The organism is Lentzea alba (assembly GCF_047445655.1).
Classification (GTDB): domain Bacteria; phylum Actinomycetota; class Actinomycetes; order Mycobacteriales; family Pseudonocardiaceae; genus Lentzea; species Lentzea alba_A.
Map to the genome: position 1 here is coordinate 291,925 of NZ_JAJAEG010000002.1, position 17,570 is coordinate 309,494.

The following is a 17,570-nucleotide window of genomic DNA, read 5'->3' on the forward strand; positions in this document are numbered from 1 at the left end:
CTGCCGGTGGACCCGCTGCAGAACCTCATCCACCTGCTGCTCGGCTGGTACCTGATCCACACCGCCCGCACCGGCAGCTGCGACACCCGGTTGCCGTGGCTGCTCACGGCGCTGGCGTGCGTTCCACCGATGCTGGCGCTGGATCCGACTCCGCCGGTGGTGGTGCTGCACGCCGCGGCGATCGCCCTCGCAGTGCTCGGAGCCATCCCCAGGTCACGGCCGCGCACACCGGCAGCCACAGCAGTCGTTGCCACACCCAGCCCGGATGATCTGGTGGCAGTTGGAGTCCCGGCAACGGCCCCCACGCGCTGAGCGCCAGCGTCACGGTGATCAACGCGCTCTGGTGCGTCAGGAAGATCCCCAGCGCCCGCTTGTTCAGCCACAGCACGGGTTTCGTCGTGCCGATCCGGGTCAGCAGCGGTGCGATCGTGAGCACCAGGCCGATCTGCGCCAGTGCCAACGCCAGCGTGGCGTAGTTCGGCGGGTTCAGGTTCGAGACGGCCTCGCCGGGGATGCCGACCGCGGACGTCGGGTAACCGCCGAACGTCGTCAGCATCGCGTAGCCGACCACTCCGACTGCGAGCAGCGGCGGACCAGGAATCCTCCTGCGCGCCAACGAGTAGCCGAGCTGCCAAGCCGCCCACCACACCGCGTACGGCACCACGAGCACCAGCGCGATCGGGACGAGCACACCCCACGAGTACTCGTCCAGCTTGCGCACCAAAGGTTTCATCGCCAGCAGAACCAGATACACGCCGAGGAACCACAACGGCGTCGTGACCAGATAGCCGATGTTGTAGGCGGTGCCCTGGTCGACTCCGCGCATCATCAGTCCGAAGAGGACAGCGGCCCAGGCGCCGAGCATCAGCAACGTGGGCGTTGCGAGTTGCTTCAGCCTCACGAAGAACGGCGTCTTCGAGTGCGCGGCCGCATAGCCGCCCACGAAGAAGAACAGGCCGAGCGTCTGCAGGACCCACGAAACCGGTGTGAGGCCGGGTAAGTGCTTGAGCGGACTGTCGATGTACATACCGGTGGGCGTGTCCACCAGCGCGGTCACCAGCCAATGACCGAGTACGACGGTGACGACGGCGATGGCTCGCACGGCGTCCACAAATGGATTCCTACACATGTTCATTTCCCCCATCACTGCTCTTCCCCCGTCGCGATCTGGACGAGCGCGCTGAGCGTTGCGCTACCTGGTTCGTAGTAGGTGTCGTGCTTCCCGCCCTCGAACCGCAACACCGTGGCGCCAAAGCCGGCCGAAGCCGGATCGGTGCCGTGCCCCAGATCGAACAGCCGCACGCTGGGCACGAACCGCATCCAGTCACCGCTGGACCGCAGCGCCCAGACCTTCGCCCGCGTCCCCAGCTCCGACACCGAATCCGCCCGCACCCCAGGACTCCCGGTGAACACGATGTCGTCCACCTCCAGCTCGTGCGCCGCCAGCGCCACCACCACAGACCCGTAGCTGTGCCCGAAGACGTGGATGCGCGCGTTGGTCTGCAAGGCCCGCACGAACTCCACGAGCGCGGCAGCTCCCTGGCGGGCAAGCCCGCCTGTGGCCGCGTCCACGCCGAGCCCCTGCGGCGTGCGGTAACCGAGCCACGCGACCACCGCGAGATCGGCACGCCCAGCCTGTTCGTAGAGGTTCGTCGCCATCCTCCCGACCGTCCGGTCGAACCGGTCGACGTCCACGTCGGACCCCGGCACCACGACCACGACATCACGTGCGGTGGCGAGGTCACCGACGATCGCGACCCGGCGGCCGACGTCGGCACGCCATTCGGCGATCGACGGCGAGACCGCGGGAACGGCGATCAGCAGGAGGAACAGGACAGCTCGGCGCATGAACCGAAGCTAGGAGGACGACGGGTCGCCGATCATCCCTCTGACGTGCCGTTTTACCGCTGCTACCCCGGTACTACGAGGCCGCTCTCGTAGGCCGCGATGACGGCCTGGGCCCGATCCCGCAACCCCAGCTTGGTGAGCACGCGGCTCACGTGCGTCTTGACCGTCTGCTCGGCGAGGACGAGGTGCGCGGCGATCTCGGTGTTCGACATGCCCTGCGCGATCAGCACGAGGATCTCGGTCTCGCGTTCGGTCAGCACCTCGAGCTGGGCGGGCCGCACGCGTTCGGTGCGGCGGGACTTCACGAAGTCCTCGATCAGGCGTTTCGTGATCGACGGCGCCAGCAGTGCTTCGCCGGCGGCCACCACGCGGACGGCGTTGAGCAGCTCACGGGCGGGCGCGTGCTTGAGCAGGAACCCGCTCGCGCCGGCCACCAGCGCCTCGTAGACGTAGTCGTCGAGGTCGAACGTGGTGAGCACGAGGACCTTGGTCTCGACCGATCCGTTGAGCAGCAGGCGGGTCGCGGTGAGGCCGTCCATCTCGGGCATGCGGACGTCCATCAGCACGACGTCGGGCTTGACGCCGCGCGCGAGGGCGACGCCTTCCACACCGTTGCCCGCGGAGCCGATCACCTCGATGTCGTCCTGGGCGTTGAGCAGCGCGGAGAAACCCTCGCGCACCATCTCCTGGTCGTCGACCACGACCACCCTGATCACTTGTCCCCCAAGGGAATCCTGGCGCGCACCATGAACCCGCCGTCTTCCGTCGACTTCACGGTCAGCGTCCCACCGTGCACCGCGACGCGCTCACGCATGCCTACCAGGCCCTGCCCGCTGCCACCGCCCATGGACGGTCCACCGGCGGTGTTGATGACCAGCACGTCGAGTTGGTCGTCGTTCTTGTGCACGTGGACGGACGCCTTCGAGCCAGGTGCATGCCTGGTCGCGTTCGTGAGCGCCTCCTGGACGATCCGGTACGCGGTCAGCCCGACCGCCTCCGGCACGTCGTCCACGTCGACCTCGGCCTCGTCGCCGGGCCTCGCCAACTCCGGAATACGGCTGATGCCGGGCTGCGGTTCACGTTCGGGAGCGTCGCCGTTGGTCCTGAGCACGCCCAGCAGCCGTTGCATGTCGGTGATGGCTTCACGCGCGGCCGTGCCGAGTTCCGCGAACTCCTGCTCGGCCTCCTCGCTCAGTCCCTTGAGGCGGTAGGGCGCGGTCTCGCACCTGACGACGACCATCGACATGTGGTGCGCCACGACGTCGTGCATCTCGCGCGCGATGCGGGCTCGTTCTTCCAACGCGGCTTTGGCGTTCTGTTCTTCTTCGAGGCGCTTCTCCGCACGTCCGCGCGCGCCGAACAGATAAACGACAGCCATGACCATCGGCACGGCGAACGCCATCCCCGCGTTGACGCCGTCGGAGTTCGCGACCACCAGCATGCTGACCAGCGCGACGGTGATGACGATCCCGCCCGAGTAGAAGGCCGCGACCAGCACGATCAACGGCAGCGCGGCCCAGTACTGGAAGGACGGAACGCCCGTCCAGTCCATCAGCCCCGCAACGGGCCAGAACGCCGCCGCGGACAGCCGCCACGCGTAGAGCGGCGACCAGATCAGCAGCACGTACGGCACGAGCATCGAGGCGAACACGGCCGGCCACCAGCCGACCGGCTGCTCGTGATCCGCGTACTGGACGCTGCCGACGATCGCGAAGACGAACCCGTAGATGATCAGCGCGGCGTGGAAGGGGACGCGGAACCGGCCGAGCGCGGTGACGAGCACCCGCGTGCGGTCAGGGCCGACGAACGTTCGGTACAGCGTGCGAAACACGACCCGATGCTAGGTGGATCCGTTGATTCCCACATTGACCTGCGGAGTGACATACCCGGGTAGCACTCTGATCAAGATGGGGCATTGCGAATGCGTCACACGGCGCGGTAGGCAGTACCAGTGAGACCACCACAGGATCCAGATCGCTGGGCACGGCTGACCGCCGTGGCCGGCGAGGCGCTGGCTGCCGCCAGGGCCGGTGAGGACGCTGTGGCGGTGGATCTCGTGACCGGCTACCTCAGCGGGTCGCCAGAGGGCAACGAGGAGATCCGCGAGCTCGTGTTGCTGCTGTTCGCCGAGTGCAGCAGCATGGTCGGCGCGCTCGGCTCCGGCGGTGCCACACCGGTGAAGATGCAGGTCTTCGACGAGGAGGGCCGCGAGGTCCAGATCGACGACGCGGACCCGCCCGTGCGCACGGCGATCCGCGCGTTGCTGGCCGAGGTGCACGGCGACCAGGACGCGGCCTCCGAGCAGATCGAGATCGCGCTGGCCAACGGGCAACCGCAGGAGCTCGCGACGGTCGTTTTACAAGCCCTGCGGTGGACCCTGAAGCTGGCGATCGAGTGCGAGACGCGCGACCTGCCCGTCGCGCCGTGGATCACCGCGTCACTGGACGACCAACCCTGACGTGCAGCAGCGCGTCCACTCCGGCCATCAGATGCTGATCAAGCGGGAAGTACGCCCACACCTGCTTCGCGTCCTCCCTGGTCTTGCCCTGCGGCTTGTCCTCGGTGATGCCCCAGGTGGTGAACCGGCTCTGCAGTGAGCCTTCCAGGGTGTCTCTGTCCGGTTCACCCAGTCCGAAGCTGTCGTTGCGGCCGAGAGCGCCTCCGATGACCGTGTACTGATCACCCAGCACCGGTGCCACGAGCGCGCCCGCGGAGAACCACTCGATCCGCTCGCCCGCCATCTCCATGCTGCTGTTCGTGCGCTGCAGGTGGGCGTTGTGCGCGTGGACGAACGTCGGTCCCCTGCCCGCCTCCAGCCGGCGGATCTCCAGCAGGTTCCGCGCCATCACCCCGTCACGCATCTGGCACAGCCGGTTGAGGCGCACGCCGAGGGGGTTGGGCTCCGCACACTCCCGGTGGTACCGGAGCAGGCTCAGCCCGGCCGTCAGGTGCAGCTCGGCGGCGTTCCACTCCTCGTACGACGTGTCGGCGACCAGCTCGGGCATGCGCTTGTGCAGCCGCCTGAGCATGCCGGTGCCGATCTCCCGGAACCTGATCGCCTCCTCCGACTTGCCCGGCGACCGGGTGAGGTCCATGACGGCCTCGTCCCGGCTCCACTTCTCGTCGTCGGTGCTCAGATCGACGTCCTCGCCGAGGTAGTCACGCGCGTGCTCCAGGTACGGCCGCGGGCTGGGCGCGCTGGACGTCTCGGTCTGGAAGTCGAAGCCGTAGAACGCCAGCCGGTCCTCTTTCGGCTTGCCTTCGTTGTACTCGCGCATCCAGGCGACCAGCTCGCGGTTGGCGGGCCAGTTCTCCCCGAACGTGTGCGAGAAGCCTTCCTTCACGACCGTGTCGAGGTCGCCCATGCCGTGCTGGACGAAGTCGTTGACCGCGGTGCCCCGGACGCGGCAGCTCTCGAGTGCGATCGACCGGTAGCCCAGCGCGGCCAGCTGCTCGAACAGCTCGTTGCGGATCCAGGTGTGGGCGTGCTCCAGGTGCGTCGGCTCGCCGAACGCCAAGATCTCGGTGAAGGGGCTGATGAACTCACGAATGTCCTGGCTCATGTGGTTCAACCGTAACATTGAAACGTCCGTTGAGACTTTGGCGCGCTTTACACGTACTTCTGTTCTAAAGTCTCAACCGTACGTCCAGCCAGCCTAGCCCGCGGGCACGGCATCTCGACCCAGGCGCGCCACGAACAGCTCCTCCACGACCGCGAAACGCTCAACTCGGTCAGCCGCGCGGTCCACGACCTGGCCGACTGCGAACCGGTCCTGGAACCGCGCTCGATCGGCGAACTGGCCCACCGCCCCGACGTCACCCGGCAACGCTTCGCGCGCGGGAGGAAGCCGGCATCTTCGTGCCGTCGCGAGAACGCACCGGCTACCGCACCTTCACCGCCGAGGACGTCCGCGCCGCCGAACTGGCCCACCTGCTCCGCCGCGGCGGCTATCCGTAGGCCCGCATAGCTCTGGTGGTCCAGCAACTCCGCACCGCGCGCAGCACCGACACGCTGACCGCGACCCTGACCGACTGGCGCCGCCGCCTGACCGCCCAAGGCCTGGCCATGATCACGGCCTCCGCACGGCTCAGCGACTACCTGACCGCACGGGAACCAACTCCCTGACCAACGCCCCGACCTGCTCGCTCTCGATCAGGAACGCGTCGTGCCCGTACGGCGACGCGATCACCCGCAGGCCGTCCGCCCCCGGTATGCCCGCCGCCAGTTCTCGTTGCTGCGCCAGCGGATAGAGCCGGTCGGAGTCCACCCCGGCCACCAACGTGCGCGCCTTGACCCGTCGCAGAGCGGCCTTGACGCCGCCCCTGGAACGCCCGACGTCGTGCGAGTTCATCGCCTCGGTCAGCGTGACGTAGCTGGCGGAGTCGAACCTCCTGGTCAGCTTCGCCGCGTGGTGGTCCAAATAGGACTCGACCTCGAACCGCCCGTCCTCTTGCCGCCCTCTCTCGAACCTGGCCTGCAACTCCTGCTCGGTCCGGTAGCTGATGTGCGCGATCCGGCGCGCAACCCCAAGCCCTTCAACAGAGTTCGCCCTGATCGCGTGCAGCTGAGCGCTGGCCAGCCCGATCTGCTCCGCGGACGCCGCCGCCGTGGTAGCCAGCAACAGCAACGACTTCACCCGGTCCGGTTCACCGACAGCCCACTCGACGGCCCGCATGCCACCCATCGAACCGCCCAGCACAGCCGCCCACTGCTCGACCCCGAGGAAGTCCGCGAGGTGAACCTCGGCCCGCACCTGATCACGAATCGTGAGACCGGGGAAGTCCGGGTACTGCCACGGCCCGGTGCTCCCCTGACACCCGCCCAACACGTTCGGCGCCACCACGAAGAACCCGTCGAGCGGCCTGCCAGGCCCCACCAGCGCGTCCCACCAGCCCGGCGTCGGGTGACCCGGCTCCACACCCCCGGCGACATGACTGTCACCGGTGAGGGCGTGAAGCACGAGCACCGCGTTGGAGGCCTCCGCGTTCAAGGTCCCCCACGTCTCATACGCGAGCTGAAATCCCGGCAGTCCCGCGAACGGTTCGGCGTGGCTGAACCACTTCCGCCGCCCGTTCGGATCCCCGAACCGCCAGCCGCCCACTACAACTCCGCTTTGGCCGCGCGGAACCCGGCCTCCAGATCAGCCTTGAGGTCCTCCAGCCCTTCCAACCCGACCGACAACCGCACCAGACCAGGCGTGACCCCGGTGACGAGCTGCTCCTCCGGCGTCAACTGGCTGTGCGTGGTGGAGGCGGGATGCACGATCAACGACCGCACGTCCCCGATGTTCACCAGGTGGCTGAACAAACTCGTCCCGTCCACGAACGCCCGCCCGGCCTCAGCCCCACCCCTGAGCTCAAAACTGACCACCGCACCCGCCCCCTTGGGCAAGTACTTCCGCGCACTCTCGTAAAACGGCGAAGACGGCAACCCGGCGTAGTGAACCCGCTCGACCTCGTCCCGCTCCTCCAACCACTCCGCAAGCGCTTGCGCGTTCTGCACGTGCCGCTCGATCCGCAGCGACAACGTCTCAATCCCCTGAATCACCAGAAAACTGGTCAACGGCGCAATCGCCGCGCCCGTGTCCCTGAGCCCCTGCACCCGCAACTTCGCCGCAAACGCCCCATGTCCCAACGCCGGCCAGTACTCCAGCCCGTGATAACTCGGGTCCGGCTCATGGAAGTCCGGGAACCTCTCGGCCCCGTACTCGAACTTCCCTCCGTCGACCACCACACCGGCAACGGCCGTTCCGTGACCTCCCAGGTACTTCGTGGCCGAGTGGATGACGATGTCCGCGCCGTGCTCCAGCGGCTTGAGCAGGTACGGAGTGGGCACCGTGTTGTCGACGACCAGCGGTATGCCACTCTCGTGCGCGACCGCCGCAATCCCCTCGACGTCAAGCACATGGCTGCGCGGATTGGCCAACGACTCCCCGAAGAACAACTTCGTGTTGGGCCTGACCGCCCGCCGCCACGCCTCAAGGTCGTCCGGATCATCCACAAACGACACTTCGATGCCCAGCTTGGGCAACGTGTAGTGGAACAGGTTGTACGTCCCGCCGTACAACGACGCACTGGACACCAGATGATCGCCGGCCCGAGCAAGGTTCAAGATCGCAGCAGTCTCAGCCGCCTGCCCCGACGCGAACGCAACAGCGGCCACCCCACCCTCAAGCGCCGCAACGCGCTGCTCCAACACGTCCTGCGTGGGGTTGTTGATGCGCGTGTAGATGTGCCCAGCCTCAGTCAGCGCAAAAAGATCCTCCCCGTGCTGCGCATCCCTGAACACGTACGAAGTCGTCTGATAAATCGGCGTGGCACGAGCACCAGTGGCCGGATCGGGCGCAGCGCCCGCGTGAATCTGAGCAGTCTCGAAGGACCAGGACATGGCTGTGCTCCATCTGTCGGCTGACCGGGGGGTTCTCAGATCACCGGGAGCAACAACAAGCCATGCTGGTGACGCGCACGTAATCCACGTGGCGCCGACTGACCAGCAGCTTGCTCATGCCACGAACGTAGGGGTCCACCGGGCACTCCAACACCCCGTCCACCAGGTGAGACCGCTTAGGCTGACCCTCATGCGCACAGCACTCGTCGGCTACGGACTAGGTGGGGCGGCCTTCCACGCCCCGTTCATCGAGGCAACCCCAGGCCTGACCCTCTCCGCCGTGGTCACCTCGAACCCAGCCCGCCAAGCCGAGGTGTCAGCGCGCTACCCCAACGCCCGCCTCCTGTCCTCTCTGGACGAAGTCTGGTCAGGCAACTTCGACCTGGTAGTGATCACCACCCCGAACCGCTTCCACGCAACCCACGCCCGCCAGGTCCTGGAACACGGCCTCAACGTCGTAGTCGACAAACCCTTCGCAGGCTCAGCAGCAGAAGCAAGAGCCCTGGCCTCAATCGCCTCCTCCCGCGGCTTGATGCTCGTCCCGTTCCACAACCGCCGCTGGGACGGCGACTTCCTGACCGTCCAGAACCTCCTCACCGCCAACACCCTGGGCAAGGTCCACCGCTTCGAGTCCCGCTTCGAGCGCTACCGCCCAGAAATCAAGTCCTCCTGGAAAGAATCAGGCGACCCAGCCGACCTCGGCAGCATCCTCTTCGACCTGGGCACCCACCTGGTAGACCAGTCCGTAGCCCTGTTCGGCCGCCCGCTCTCAGTCCACGCAGAGATCGCCACCGTCCGCCCCGGAGCCCGAGCCGACGACGACGTCTTCCTCTCCCTGTCCCACGAAAACGGCGTCCGCTCCCACCTCTGGATGAGCGCCCTGGCCGCCGACCTGGGCCCACGCTTCCGAGTGCTGGGCCACGACGCCGCCTACGTCAAGTACGGCATGGACCCCCAGGAAGAACTCCTGAAGGCAGGCGATACCCCCGCCGGCCCAGGCTGGGGCGAGGAGCCGGAGGACGCCTGGGGCACCCTCGGCGGCAAGCCTCACCGCACAGAACCGGGCGCGTACCAGAACTTCTACGCCGCAGTAGCAGCCGGAACGGCTCCGGTCTCACCGCAAGACGCGGTCACGGGCCTGGAAGTGATCGAAGCCGCCAAGCAGTCGGCAACGACAGGCGACTCCGTCACGCTCTAACGCACATCCCGCGAAGCCGAAGGCGAGCCGCCCTGCCGCCCCCGCCCTTACGTGCCGGGTGAGCCGACTGCTCTTATGCGATGCCGAAGGCGAGCCGTTCTTCCCGAACGGGCCGGGTGGCGTGGTCCCGTCACGAGTCGTGCCACAGCTCCTGGCGCGACTCGTGACGGGACCACCTACGGACTCTGAACCGGCGCCCGAACCAACGGCGGATACAACACGGCGGCCGAACCACGCCGATACAACGCAGCAGGCCGCCCCCCGTCCCGAGCAGTGCTCTCCCCAGTGGGAACCAACAACCCCTCCACCCCGGTCACCTTCCGATGAAAGTTCCGGGCATCCAACGAAACCCCCCAAACAATCTCGTACACCCGCCGCAACTCGGCCACCGTGAACTCGGCCGGACAGAACTCCGCCCCCAAAGGCGTGTACTCCAGTTTGGCCCGAGCCCTCTCCACACCGTCCTCAAGGATCCGCGCGTGATCGAACGCGAGTGACCCAACCTCCGACACCGGAACCCAAGAGGCCGCAGCCGCGTCAGTCCCGGCAACAGGAACCGGCAAGTCAGGCGCCAACGCCAAGTAAGCCACCGACACCACCCTCATCCGAGGATCCCGCCGAGGCTCCCCGTACGTCCCAAGCTGCTCCAGGTGCAGCCCAGACACCCCGGTCTCCTCACCAAGCTCCCGCACAGCCGCGTCATCCACCGACTCAGCCACCTGAACGAACCCTCCAGGCAACGCCCACCGCCCCCGAAACGGTGCCTCCCCCCGCCGAACCAGCAGTGCACACAGCGCATCAGCCCTCACGGTCAGCACCACGAGGTCGACCGTGACAGCGAAGGGAGGGAAATCACTTGGCGAGTACACACCCCTGAGCATAGACTTATCGTCAAGACGACGATAAGTCCGCCGACCACCCGCCGGCGGCCCGACAACAAGGAGCCACCGACATGGCCGACATCAGCAGCTACCCAGGCCTCCGCCACCTGCGGGGAGCCCCCACGGTCCACATCAGACACGTCCGCAAGGGCAAGCTGATCCACGAGGGCACCGGCCAAAGCTTCTGGTTCCGCCCAAGAACAGCAGTCCTGAGCGAGGTACCGGTGGACGACCGAGAACTCCCCACCCTCTTCCACGCCCGCACCGAGGACTACCAGCAGGTGACCGTCCAGCTGACCGTCACCTACCGCTGCACCGACCCGGAAACCACAACAGCACGGATCGACTTCTCGATCGACCCGGACACCGGCACCTGGCGCCAGGACCCGCTGAGCCAGGTGGCGAGCATGCTCACCGAACGAGCCCAGCAACTGGCTCTCAAAGTCCTAGCCACCATCGACCTGGAAACGGCCCTGCGCACCGGCGTAGAACGCGTGAAGGAGGCAGTCAGCACGAACCTGACCGCCGAACACATCGGCCTGGACATCATCGACGTCCGCGTAGTGGCCATCCGTCCAGACGCGGACATGGAGAAGGCCCTGCAAACCACCATCAGAGAAAGAGTCCAGCAGGAAGCCGACAAGGCCACCTACGAACGCCGTGCCCTGGCAGTAGAACGCGAGCGAGCGATCAGCGAGAACGAGCTCCAGAACCAGATCGAGCTGGCGAAGCGCGAAGAGCTCCTGGTAGTCCAAAAGGGAGCCAACGCCCTGAAGAAGGCCGAAGACCACGCAAGGTCGAGCCGAATCTACGACGACACCAAGGCCGAGGGCATCCGCAAGCTGGCCGAAGCCGAAGCAGCCGGCGAGAAGGCGCGCCTGGAGGCCTACAAGGAGATCCCCCAAGGAACCCTCCTGGCGATGGCAGCCAAGGAACTCGCGGGCCACCTTCCGGAGATCGGCAGCATCACCATCACCCCGGACATGCTCGCCCCGGTCCTGCGAAAGCTGGCGGAATGAGCCTCGCCCCGAGAATTGTGCTGGTGCACAGACGCACCGAGCTGACAGAGTTGCTGGCACGACACGGCACCAGAGGCCAGGTCGAGTTCTTCCTGAAGTCCCGCAACAGAACCCTCACCGAGGTGGTGGACCGTGACCAGCAGACCCGCAAAGCGTTGGGAGAGGTCGGCGCCGCAATCCCGCTGGACTGGCGCCGTGGCGTGGTCGAGAGGGAAGACCTGTCGCGGTTCCTGTTCGCGCCCGAGGACGTAGTCGTCATCGTCGGGCAGGACGGGCTGGTCGCGAACGTCGCGAAGTACCTCGACGGCCAGCCCGTGATCGGCATCAACCCGGAGCGCGGCGTGCTCGCCAAGCACGCCCCTCAGGACGCCAAAGAACTCTTGCACAGCACCAACAACACCGAAGACCGCACGATGGTCGAGGCGAGGACCGACGACGGTCAGACCCTGCGTGCGCTCAACGAGATCTACGTCGGCCACCCGAGCCACCAGACCAGCCGGTACCGGATACACGCAGAACGGCAGGCGTCGTCCGGCATCCTGATCGGCAGCGGCACCGGCGCGACGGGCTGGTGCTCGTCAGCCCATCGCGAACGCCACAGCGCGATACGACTCCCCGCCCCCACCGAGCACAGGCTCGTCTGGTTCGTGAGGGAGGCGTGGCCGTCGCCGAGCACCGGCATCGAGCACACCGAAGGCGAGATCACCAGCGAAAGCCTCCACATCGACGTGGAGTCCGACGGGCTGGTGGCGTTCGGCGACGGCATCGAGAGCGACGCGCTACGCCTGGGCTGGGGTCAGCGGCTCAGCGTCGGACTCGCCTCCCGCCGGCTCCGCCTCGTGTGCTGAGCCGATCACCAGCAGGCACACGCCGGACAGCACGGCACCGGCAATCAGGTACACCGCGATCGCCCAGGTTCCGGTGCGCAGCAACGACTGCGCGACCAACGGCGCCAGCCCGCCACCCAGTACGGCGCCGAGCTGGAAGCTCAAAGCCACGCCGCTGTAGCGCACGCGAGTGCGGAACAGCTCGGCGAAGTACGCGGCGGACGGGCCGAACAACGCCGCCGAGCCCACGAAACCGAGCACCATCGCGAACGTGAACCAGCCCGAGTCCGTGAGCCAGAACAACGGGAACGCGAACGCCGCCTGGAAGACCGCGCCACCGAACATCACCGGCAACCGGCCGACCCGGTCCGAGAGCCACGCGAACGCCGGCACCGCGATCACCTGGGCGAAGGAGCCGACGACGGTCGCGATCAGCAGGTCGTCGGCGGAGATCTTCAACGCGGTGCGCCCATACCCGATCATGAACACGCTCAGCACGTAGATGAAGATCGTGAAGCCCAGGTTCACGCCGGCACCCAGCAGCACCACGCGCCACCGGGTGCGCAGGACCTCGGCGATCGGCAGCCGGGACTTCTCGACCGAGGCGAACCGCGGCGACTCCGTGACGCGCAACCGGATATAGAGACCGATCCCGACCAGCACGATCGAGAACAGGAACGGCACCCGCCAGCCCCAGCTCAAGAACTCCGGCCCGGACGCGCGCGACGACAGGTACATCGCCAGGTTCGCCAGCACGAGCCCGACCGGCGAGCCGATGAACACCCAGCTCCCGTACCAGCCCCAACGGCCCGCGGGCGCGTGCTCGACCGCCATCAGCGACGCGCCACCCTGCTCGCCGCCCATGAAGAAGCCCTGCACGAGTCGCAGCAGGACCAACAACAGCGGCGCGAGGATCCCGACCTGTGCATAGGTCGGGAGCAGCCCGATCAACGCCGTCGACAGGCCGGTCACGGACAACGTCAGGACCAGCATCGAGCGCCGCCCGATCCGGTCGCCGAGGTGCCCGATCACCGCGCCGCCCAACGGTCGCGCGAGGAAGCCCGCACCGAACGTCGCGAACGCCAGCAGCACGCCCACGCGCGAGTCGAACTGCGGGAAGAAGATCTTGTCGAACACAAGCGCCGAGGCCGTGCCGTAGAGCAGGAAGTCGTACAGCTCGATCGTGTTACCGACCGCGGATGCCACAGCTACTTTGCGTACCCCCGTCATCGTTCCAGCCTGGTCGAGGGATTGACACTGCGCAATGGCCCGGTCACCCTTCGTCCTACGTTCCTACTCTTCAGTAACGAGGTAGCAATGACGCGCCGAGTGACTGTTGTTTCCCTGCTCACCGCCCTGATCGCGGCACTTCTCGTCCCCTCCGCCACCGCCGCGCCGAAGTATCGGAACTACGTCTCACTAGGCGACTCGTTCGTCTCCGGACCGTTCATCCCGCTGCAACGGCTTGATCCGCTGAGCTGTTTCAAGTCGACGCAGAACTACCCGTCGGTCATCGCCAGGAAGCTCGGCATCGCCAACTTCACCGACATCTCCTGCGGTGGCGCGCAGACCAAGGACATGGCCGGCGTGCAGAGCGGCATCCCTGGTCAGTCCGTGCCGCAGCTGTCCGCGCTGAAGCCGGACACCGACCTGGTGACGTTGTCCATCGGCGGCAACGACATCGGCTTCATGGACATCATCCTGACCTGCGCCGGCAAGAGCGTCCTCGACCCGCACGGCGCACCCTGCAAGGCGAACTACGGCGACGAACTGGCCCAGCGCGTCGCCGCCACCGCCCCGAAGGTCGCCGAGGTCCTGAAGGGCATCAAGCAGCGCTCCCCCAACGCCAAGATCGTCGTCGTCGGCTACCTGCGGATCCTGCCACCGTCGCAGGGCTGCTGGCCGATCGTGCCCATCTCGAAGGGCGACGTCCCGTATCTCGACAACGTGCAGAAACAGCTCAACGGAATGCTCGGCGCCCAGGCCAAGGCCGCCGGTGCCTCTTTCGTGAACCCGTACGACATCAGCCTCGGCCGCGACACGTGCGCGGCGCCGTGGACGAAGTGGGTCGAGGGCATCATCCCGACCAGTCTGGCGTTCCCGGTTCACCCGAATGCCAGTGGCATGGCAGCGGTGGGTAAGCAGGTCGCCGCGGCACTGGCCGGGACGGAACTCACGACCGTCTAGTTGCACCGAGTTAAGGCGGTTTACACGATCTGGTGTTACCGCTGAGTTGATTGGAATTCCGGGTCCTTGCCGCGCCACTCTGTTGGCATGGCAAGGACCCGACTTCTGTTTGCCTGCCTCGCGCTCGCAACGCCGCTCGTCCCCGCGACGGCCCAAGCGGCACCACTGTCAGCGCCTCTTCCCGCGAGCGGCCTGGTGCTGTCGACGCGGTCGGAGATGGGCACGCTCGGCACCACGCAGCTGAACTGCGAACCCGCAGGCGGCCTGCACAAGCACGCCAAGGAAGCGTGCGCCGCCCTCACACCGCACGAGGGCGACTTCACCAAGATCGAGAACCCCGACGCGGCCTGCACGATGGAGCTCAACCCGACGAAGGCGACCCTGCGCGGCAAGTGGCGCGGGAAGAAGGTCGTCTTCGAAGAGGTGTACTCCAACCGCTGCCTGATGCTCGTCAAGACGGGCAAGGTTTTCGACTTCTAGACCGCGTCACCGGTGTTCCAGCGCACCGCCGTCGCGCTGGAGCACCGGTGGCGTTTCTTCCTCGCTGTTAACGAGCAGTGCTAACGAGAAGCACTGTCGTTGAGGCGGCCGCGCACGAACTTGCGCCCCTCGTGGATCCGGAACCGAGCAGTGCTCACGGACACGCCCAGGCGCGCGGCGATGTCGCCGTACTCCAGGTCGGCGAAGTCGCGCAGCACGAACGCCGCCGCCAGGTCCGGATTGAACTGTTCCAGGCGTTCCACCGCGTCCAGCACGTCGATGCGCGCCCCGGCGATCACGCTCGTGGTGCGCGGATCCGGCCGTTCCGCGAGCACCTCGTCAGGTGTGACGTCGGCCGCCCGCCTGCGCAACGACCGGTATGTCTCCCGCACGCAGTTCGACACGACGACGTGCAACCAGGTCGTGAACGCGGCGCGCCCCTCGAAGGTGTGCACCGAGCGGGCCACCTGCAGCAACGCGTCCTGGCAGGCTTCCTCGGCGTCCGCGCGATGGGCCAGCAGTGCCCCGCACCGCCGCAGCACCGACGGCTGGATCAGCCTCAGCAGCTCGTCGAGTGCCTGCCCGTCCCCCGCCGCCGCGCGCGTGGCGACGGCGTCCACCTCGACCGGGATCACCCAAACCCCCATTTGCACCAGCGCTGTTCGGCCATCATAGGCACGTGCGAAGACCTTCGAAGATCGGTCGCTACCCCGTGCACGCCCTGCTCGGGACGGGTGCGTTCGCCGTCGTCTGGCTCGCCGAGGACGAGCGGCTGCACGACCGGGTGGCGATCAAGGTCCTCGCCGAGAACTGGGCGGAGCGGCTCGACGTCCGGCAGCGCTTCGAGCAGGAGGCACGGGTGCTGCGCCGCACCCGCTCGCACCGCGTCGTCGAGGTGTTCGACATCGACGAACTGCCGGACGGCCGCCCCTATTTCGTGATGACGTACGCCGACGGCGGCAGCCTCGCCGACCGGCTTCAGGACGGCCCGCTGCCGGTCGAGCAGGCACTGCGGTACGGCGTCGAGCTCGCGTTGGGCGTGGAGGACCTGCACACCGCGGGCGTGCTGCACCGAGACGTCAAACCGTCCAACGTGCTGTTCCGCTCCGGCTCCGGCGAACCCTCACTGCTCGTCGCCGACCTGGGCCTCTCGCGCGAGCTGTCCCAGGGTTCGCGGTTCACGCTGCCGGTCGGCACCGCCGGCTACATGGCGCCGGAACAGGACGATCCAGAACGCGTGCTCGACGAGCGAGCCGACGTCTACGGAGCGGGCGCCACCATCTACCACGCGCTGACCGGCCGCACGCCGAGCCAGCCGCCCGCACCGCCCAGCAGCCTGCGCCCCGGCCTGCCGGAAGGCACCGACACGGTGCTCCTGCGGGCGTTGACGGCGAACCCGGACGACCGGTGGCCAAGTGCCGCCGCTTTCGCCGAGGCACTCGACGGCCTGCTCAACCACAGCCGGATCCCCGCGCCACACAAGCGAATCCGGGCCTCCGCGGTACTCGTGGCGGCGTTCATCGGTGTGCTCGCGCTGGCAGGCTTCACGGCCCTGCGTTGGGCACCTGCGACGCAGACACCCGTGGCTCAGACGACGGTGACCATCACGTCGACGACCACCCCTGCCCCCGAATCCACGAGCGCATCGCCGAGTGCGTCCGCGATTCCGCTGGCAGACAAGAAGGTTCCGCCTACCAGCGAGACCAGCGAGCGCACGCAGACGAGCAACCCGGCCGTCCCTCCGCCACCGTCCCAGACCCCGCCGGCGGCACCGCGCGGCACACTGGCCAACTGCCAGCACACCCAGGGCAGCGGCAAGTACCAATCGGCGAATCTCGTGAAGCAGCAACCGGAAGGGACTGATCTCGGGTCGGTCCAACTCTGCCGGGACAGCGCACAGAAGTACTGGGCCTACGTCGTGCTGCACGCACCGCTTCCCGAGGGCACCTGGGCCAACGCCTATCTGGAGCTCTGGACCGACGGCAAGTACGTCGGTGCGTACACCTGCTGGAGGACCGAAGACGGCGGCAGCGGTTTCGTGAAGGCCGGCCAGACCACCTGCTGGAGCCCCAAGATCGACGGTTCCGACGCCCGGCACACCTTCCTCGCCCGCGCGAAGGTCTGCCGCAGCCCGCATCCGTCCGAGACCGACTGCTACGCGAGCAGCCAGACCGCCCGCCTCCGATGACGTTATCGTTCCGTTACTAACAGACTTGCCGCCACGGCCATCTCACCTTGTGCACGAACCAATTGCTCCACAGACACAAGGGGACTTCTTCGATGGCAAGCATCAACATCCGCAACGCGGCCGTCGCGATCGGCATCGCACTGGCAGCGGTCGGCACCACGACCGTGGCCGCGCACGCAGCGGAAGAGACCGCCTTCTGCGTCAAGGACGGACACACCCTCAACGCGAAGGCGCACTACGTCAACAGCGGGGCGTACCACGTCTGGACGTCCATGTCGTACAGGGTGAGCGGCGGCCAGCTCGGTCCGCAGAGCGACGTGTTCTGGACGATCAAGGCGGGCGGTGAGGACGCCTACTCCGGCGGCGACACCGAGGTTCCCCCGAACGTCTGGAAGAACACGCCCAACACGAAGCAGGTGCGCACGTACGGCGGCTACGAGGAGTACGTCGTGTTCCGCGCCGTGTTCGACGAGCCCTTCCAGTTCGACCCGGAGTGCTACGCGTCGACCAGGAAGATCTGATCCAGCGCTGACCCGACCGGCTGCGGCAGGCGT

21 protein-coding genes are annotated in these 17,570 nt (G+C 67.2%); 10 read left to right on the forward strand and 11 right to left on the reverse strand.

The window, feature by feature from the left end:
- Nucleotides 1-103: 103 nt before the first annotated feature.
- The 4 genes from LFM09_RS04330 to LFM09_RS04345 all read right to left on the reverse strand — a co-directional run bounded on the left by LFM09_RS04330 (nucleotide 104) and on the right by LFM09_RS04345 (nucleotide 3,679).
- A complete protein-coding gene (locus tag LFM09_RS04330) occupies nucleotides 104-1,111 on the reverse strand; it encodes an acyltransferase family protein (RefSeq protein WP_414094930.1) in 1,008 nt (335 codons plus the stop codon).
- A gap of 32 nt (nucleotides 1,112-1,143) precedes the next feature.
- A complete protein-coding gene (locus LFM09_RS04335; protein ID WP_414094931.1) occupies nucleotides 1,144-1,848 on the reverse strand; it encodes an alpha/beta hydrolase in 705 nt (234 codons plus the stop codon).
- Nucleotides 1,849-1,910: 62 nt separating this feature from the next.
- Complete coding sequence (locus tag LFM09_RS04340; protein WP_414094932.1) at nucleotides 1,911-2,564, reverse strand: response regulator; 654 nt, start codon at nucleotides 2,562-2,564, stop codon at nucleotides 1,911-1,913.
- Nucleotides 2,561-3,679 carry a sensor histidine kinase gene (locus LFM09_RS04345; protein ID WP_414094933.1) on the reverse strand — a complete coding sequence of 373 codons (1,119 nt, stop codon included), beginning with the start codon at nucleotides 3,677-3,679 and terminating at the stop codon, nucleotides 2,561-2,563. The genes LFM09_RS04340 and LFM09_RS04345 overlap by 4 nt, the downstream gene beginning before the upstream one ends.
- Before the next feature lie 120 nt (nucleotides 3,680-3,799).
- Between LFM09_RS04345 and LFM09_RS04350 the strand changes: the two genes are divergently transcribed.
- The gene (locus LFM09_RS04350) at nucleotides 3,800-4,306 is read left to right on the forward strand and encodes a hypothetical protein (protein ID WP_166044205.1); all 507 of its coding nucleotides are present in this window, start codon (nucleotides 3,800-3,802) and stop codon (nucleotides 4,304-4,306) included.
- Here the strand turns inward: LFM09_RS04350 and LFM09_RS04355 are convergent.
- Both LFM09_RS04355 and LFM09_RS04360 read right to left on the reverse strand, forming a co-directional pair.
- Nucleotides 4,278-5,411, reverse strand: coding sequence for an erythromycin esterase family protein (locus LFM09_RS04355; RefSeq protein WP_414094934.1), 1,134 nt, complete (start codon nucleotides 5,409-5,411; stop codon nucleotides 4,278-4,280). The two genes, LFM09_RS04350 and LFM09_RS04355, sit on opposite strands and share 29 nt — an antisense overlap.
- A 93-nt stretch (nucleotides 5,412-5,504) precedes the next feature.
- Nucleotides 5,505-5,654, reverse strand: coding sequence for a hypothetical protein (locus tag LFM09_RS04360; RefSeq protein WP_414094935.1), 150 nt, complete (start codon nucleotides 5,652-5,654; stop codon nucleotides 5,505-5,507).
- Nucleotides 5,655-5,707: 53 nt separating this feature from the next.
- On the opposite strand from LFM09_RS04360, the gene LFM09_RS04365 reads away from it, so the two are divergent.
- Entirely contained in the window at nucleotides 5,708-5,806 is a 99-nt protein-coding gene (locus tag LFM09_RS04365; protein ID WP_414094936.1) for a hypothetical protein, read from the forward strand.
- 15 nt (nucleotides 5,807-5,821) lie between these two features.
- Complete coding sequence (locus LFM09_RS04370; RefSeq protein ID WP_414094937.1) at nucleotides 5,822-5,974, forward strand: hypothetical protein; 153 nt, start codon at nucleotides 5,822-5,824, stop codon at nucleotides 5,972-5,974.
- Here LFM09_RS04370 and metX read toward each other — a convergent pair.
- Both metX and LFM09_RS04380 read right to left on the reverse strand, forming a co-directional pair.
- Nucleotides 5,937-6,950 carry a homoserine O-acetyltransferase MetX gene (gene metX, locus LFM09_RS04375; RefSeq protein ID WP_414094938.1) on the reverse strand — a complete coding sequence of 338 codons (1,014 nt, stop codon included), beginning with the start codon at nucleotides 6,948-6,950 and terminating at the stop codon, nucleotides 5,937-5,939. The genes LFM09_RS04370 and metX overlap by 38 nt on opposite strands.
- The gene (locus LFM09_RS04380; protein WP_414094939.1) at nucleotides 6,950-8,236 is read right to left on the reverse strand and encodes a bifunctional o-acetylhomoserine/o-acetylserine sulfhydrylase; all 1,287 of its coding nucleotides are present in this window, start codon (nucleotides 8,234-8,236) and stop codon (nucleotides 6,950-6,952) included. Before LFM09_RS04380 ends, metX begins: the two co-directional genes overlap by 1 nt.
- Before the next feature lie 190 nt (nucleotides 8,237-8,426).
- Here LFM09_RS04380 and LFM09_RS04385 point away from each other — a divergent pair, with 190 nt between their 5' ends.
- Entirely contained in the window at nucleotides 8,427-9,434 is a 1,008-nt protein-coding gene (locus tag LFM09_RS04385) for a Gfo/Idh/MocA family oxidoreductase (RefSeq protein ID WP_414094940.1), read from the forward strand.
- 176 nt (nucleotides 9,435-9,610) lie between these two features.
- Here LFM09_RS04385 and LFM09_RS04390 read toward each other — a convergent pair whose 3' ends face one another.
- Nucleotides 9,611-10,315 carry an NUDIX hydrolase gene (locus LFM09_RS04390; RefSeq protein ID WP_414094941.1) on the reverse strand — a complete coding sequence of 235 codons (705 nt, stop codon included), beginning with the start codon at nucleotides 10,313-10,315 and terminating at the stop codon, nucleotides 9,611-9,613.
- Between the two features lie 71 nt (nucleotides 10,316-10,386).
- Here LFM09_RS04390 and LFM09_RS04395 point away from each other — a divergent pair, with 71 nt between their 5' ends.
- A complete protein-coding gene (locus LFM09_RS04395; protein ID WP_414094942.1) occupies nucleotides 10,387-11,334 on the forward strand; it encodes an SPFH domain-containing protein in 948 nt (315 codons plus the stop codon).
- Between the two features lie 23 nt (nucleotides 11,335-11,357).
- Nucleotides 11,358-12,182 carry a hypothetical protein gene (locus tag LFM09_RS04400; protein ID WP_414094943.1) on the forward strand — a complete coding sequence of 275 codons (825 nt, stop codon included), beginning with the start codon at nucleotides 11,358-11,360 and terminating at the stop codon, nucleotides 12,180-12,182.
- On the opposite strand, the gene LFM09_RS04405 is transcribed toward LFM09_RS04400, so the two are convergent.
- Nucleotides 12,114-13,391: an MFS transporter gene (locus tag LFM09_RS04405; protein ID WP_414094944.1), complete on the reverse strand. Its 1,278-nt coding sequence runs from the start codon at nucleotides 13,389-13,391 to the stop codon at nucleotides 12,114-12,116. The two genes, LFM09_RS04400 and LFM09_RS04405, sit on opposite strands and share 69 nt — an antisense overlap.
- Nucleotides 13,392-13,478: 87 nt before the next feature.
- On the opposite strand from LFM09_RS04405, the gene LFM09_RS04410 reads away from it, so the two are divergent.
- Together LFM09_RS04410 and LFM09_RS04415 are read left to right on the forward strand one after the other, a co-directional pair.
- Nucleotides 13,479-14,348: an SGNH/GDSL hydrolase family protein gene (locus LFM09_RS04410; RefSeq protein WP_414094945.1), complete on the forward strand. Its 870-nt coding sequence runs from the start codon at nucleotides 13,479-13,481 to the stop codon at nucleotides 14,346-14,348.
- An 87-nt stretch (nucleotides 14,349-14,435) separates the two neighbouring features.
- Nucleotides 14,436-14,828 (forward strand): SSI family serine proteinase inhibitor, encoded by a 393-nt coding sequence (locus LFM09_RS04415; RefSeq protein WP_414094946.1) that lies wholly within the window; start codon nucleotides 14,436-14,438, stop codon nucleotides 14,826-14,828.
- Nucleotides 14,829-14,908: 80 nt separating this feature from the next.
- Here the strand turns inward: LFM09_RS04415 and LFM09_RS04420 are convergent, their stop codons facing one another.
- A complete protein-coding gene (locus LFM09_RS04420) occupies nucleotides 14,909-15,475 on the reverse strand; it encodes an RNA polymerase sigma factor (protein ID WP_414094947.1) in 567 nt (188 codons plus the stop codon).
- 32 nt (nucleotides 15,476-15,507) lie between these two features.
- On the opposite strand from LFM09_RS04420, the gene LFM09_RS04425 reads away from it, so the two are divergent.
- Nucleotides 15,508-17,016 carry a serine/threonine-protein kinase gene (locus tag LFM09_RS04425; protein WP_414094948.1) on the forward strand — a complete coding sequence of 503 codons (1,509 nt, stop codon included), beginning with the start codon at nucleotides 15,508-15,510 and terminating at the stop codon, nucleotides 17,014-17,016.
- A 92-nt stretch (nucleotides 17,017-17,108) separates the two neighbouring features.
- Complete coding sequence (locus tag LFM09_RS04430; RefSeq protein ID WP_414094949.1) at nucleotides 17,109-17,537, forward strand: hypothetical protein; 429 nt, start codon at nucleotides 17,109-17,111, stop codon at nucleotides 17,535-17,537.
- Nucleotides 17,538-17,570: the final 33 nt, after the last annotated feature.

Bases quoted from the DNA above. Each gene is read 5' to 3' on its own strand.
- LFM09_RS04335 (WP_414094931.1), bottom strand. From the start codon at position 1,848: ATGCGCCGAGCTGTCCTGTTCCTCCTGCTGATCGCCGTTCCCGCGGTC.
- LFM09_RS04355 (WP_414094934.1), bottom strand. From the start codon at position 5,411: ATGAGCCAGGACATTCGTGAGTTCATCAGCCCCTTCACCGAGATCTTG.
- LFM09_RS04380 (WP_414094939.1), bottom strand. From the start codon at position 8,236: ATGTCCTGGTCCTTCGAGACTGCTCAGATTCACGCGGGCGCTGCGCCC.
- LFM09_RS04385 (WP_414094940.1), top strand. From the start codon at position 8,427: ATGCGCACAGCACTCGTCGGCTACGGACTAGGTGGGGCGGCCTTCCAC.
- LFM09_RS04390 (WP_414094941.1), bottom strand. From the start codon at position 10,315: ATGCTCAGGGGTGTGTACTCGCCAAGTGATTTCCCTCCCTTCGCTGTC.
- LFM09_RS04395 (WP_414094942.1), top strand. From the start codon at position 10,387: ATGGCCGACATCAGCAGCTACCCAGGCCTCCGCCACCTGCGGGGAGCC.
- LFM09_RS04405 (WP_414094944.1), bottom strand. From the start codon at position 13,391: ATGACGGGGGTACGCAAAGTAGCTGTGGCATCCGCGGTCGGTAACACG.
- LFM09_RS04410 (WP_414094945.1), top strand. From the start codon at position 13,479: ATGACGCGCCGAGTGACTGTTGTTTCCCTGCTCACCGCCCTGATCGCG.
- LFM09_RS04415 (WP_414094946.1), top strand. From the start codon at position 14,436: ATGGCAAGGACCCGACTTCTGTTTGCCTGCCTCGCGCTCGCAACGCCG.
- LFM09_RS04420 (WP_414094947.1), bottom strand. From the start codon at position 15,475: ATGGGGGTTTGGGTGATCCCGGTCGAGGTGGACGCCGTCGCCACGCGC.
- LFM09_RS04430 (WP_414094949.1), top strand. From the start codon at position 17,109: ATGGCAAGCATCAACATCCGCAACGCGGCCGTCGCGATCGGCATCGCA.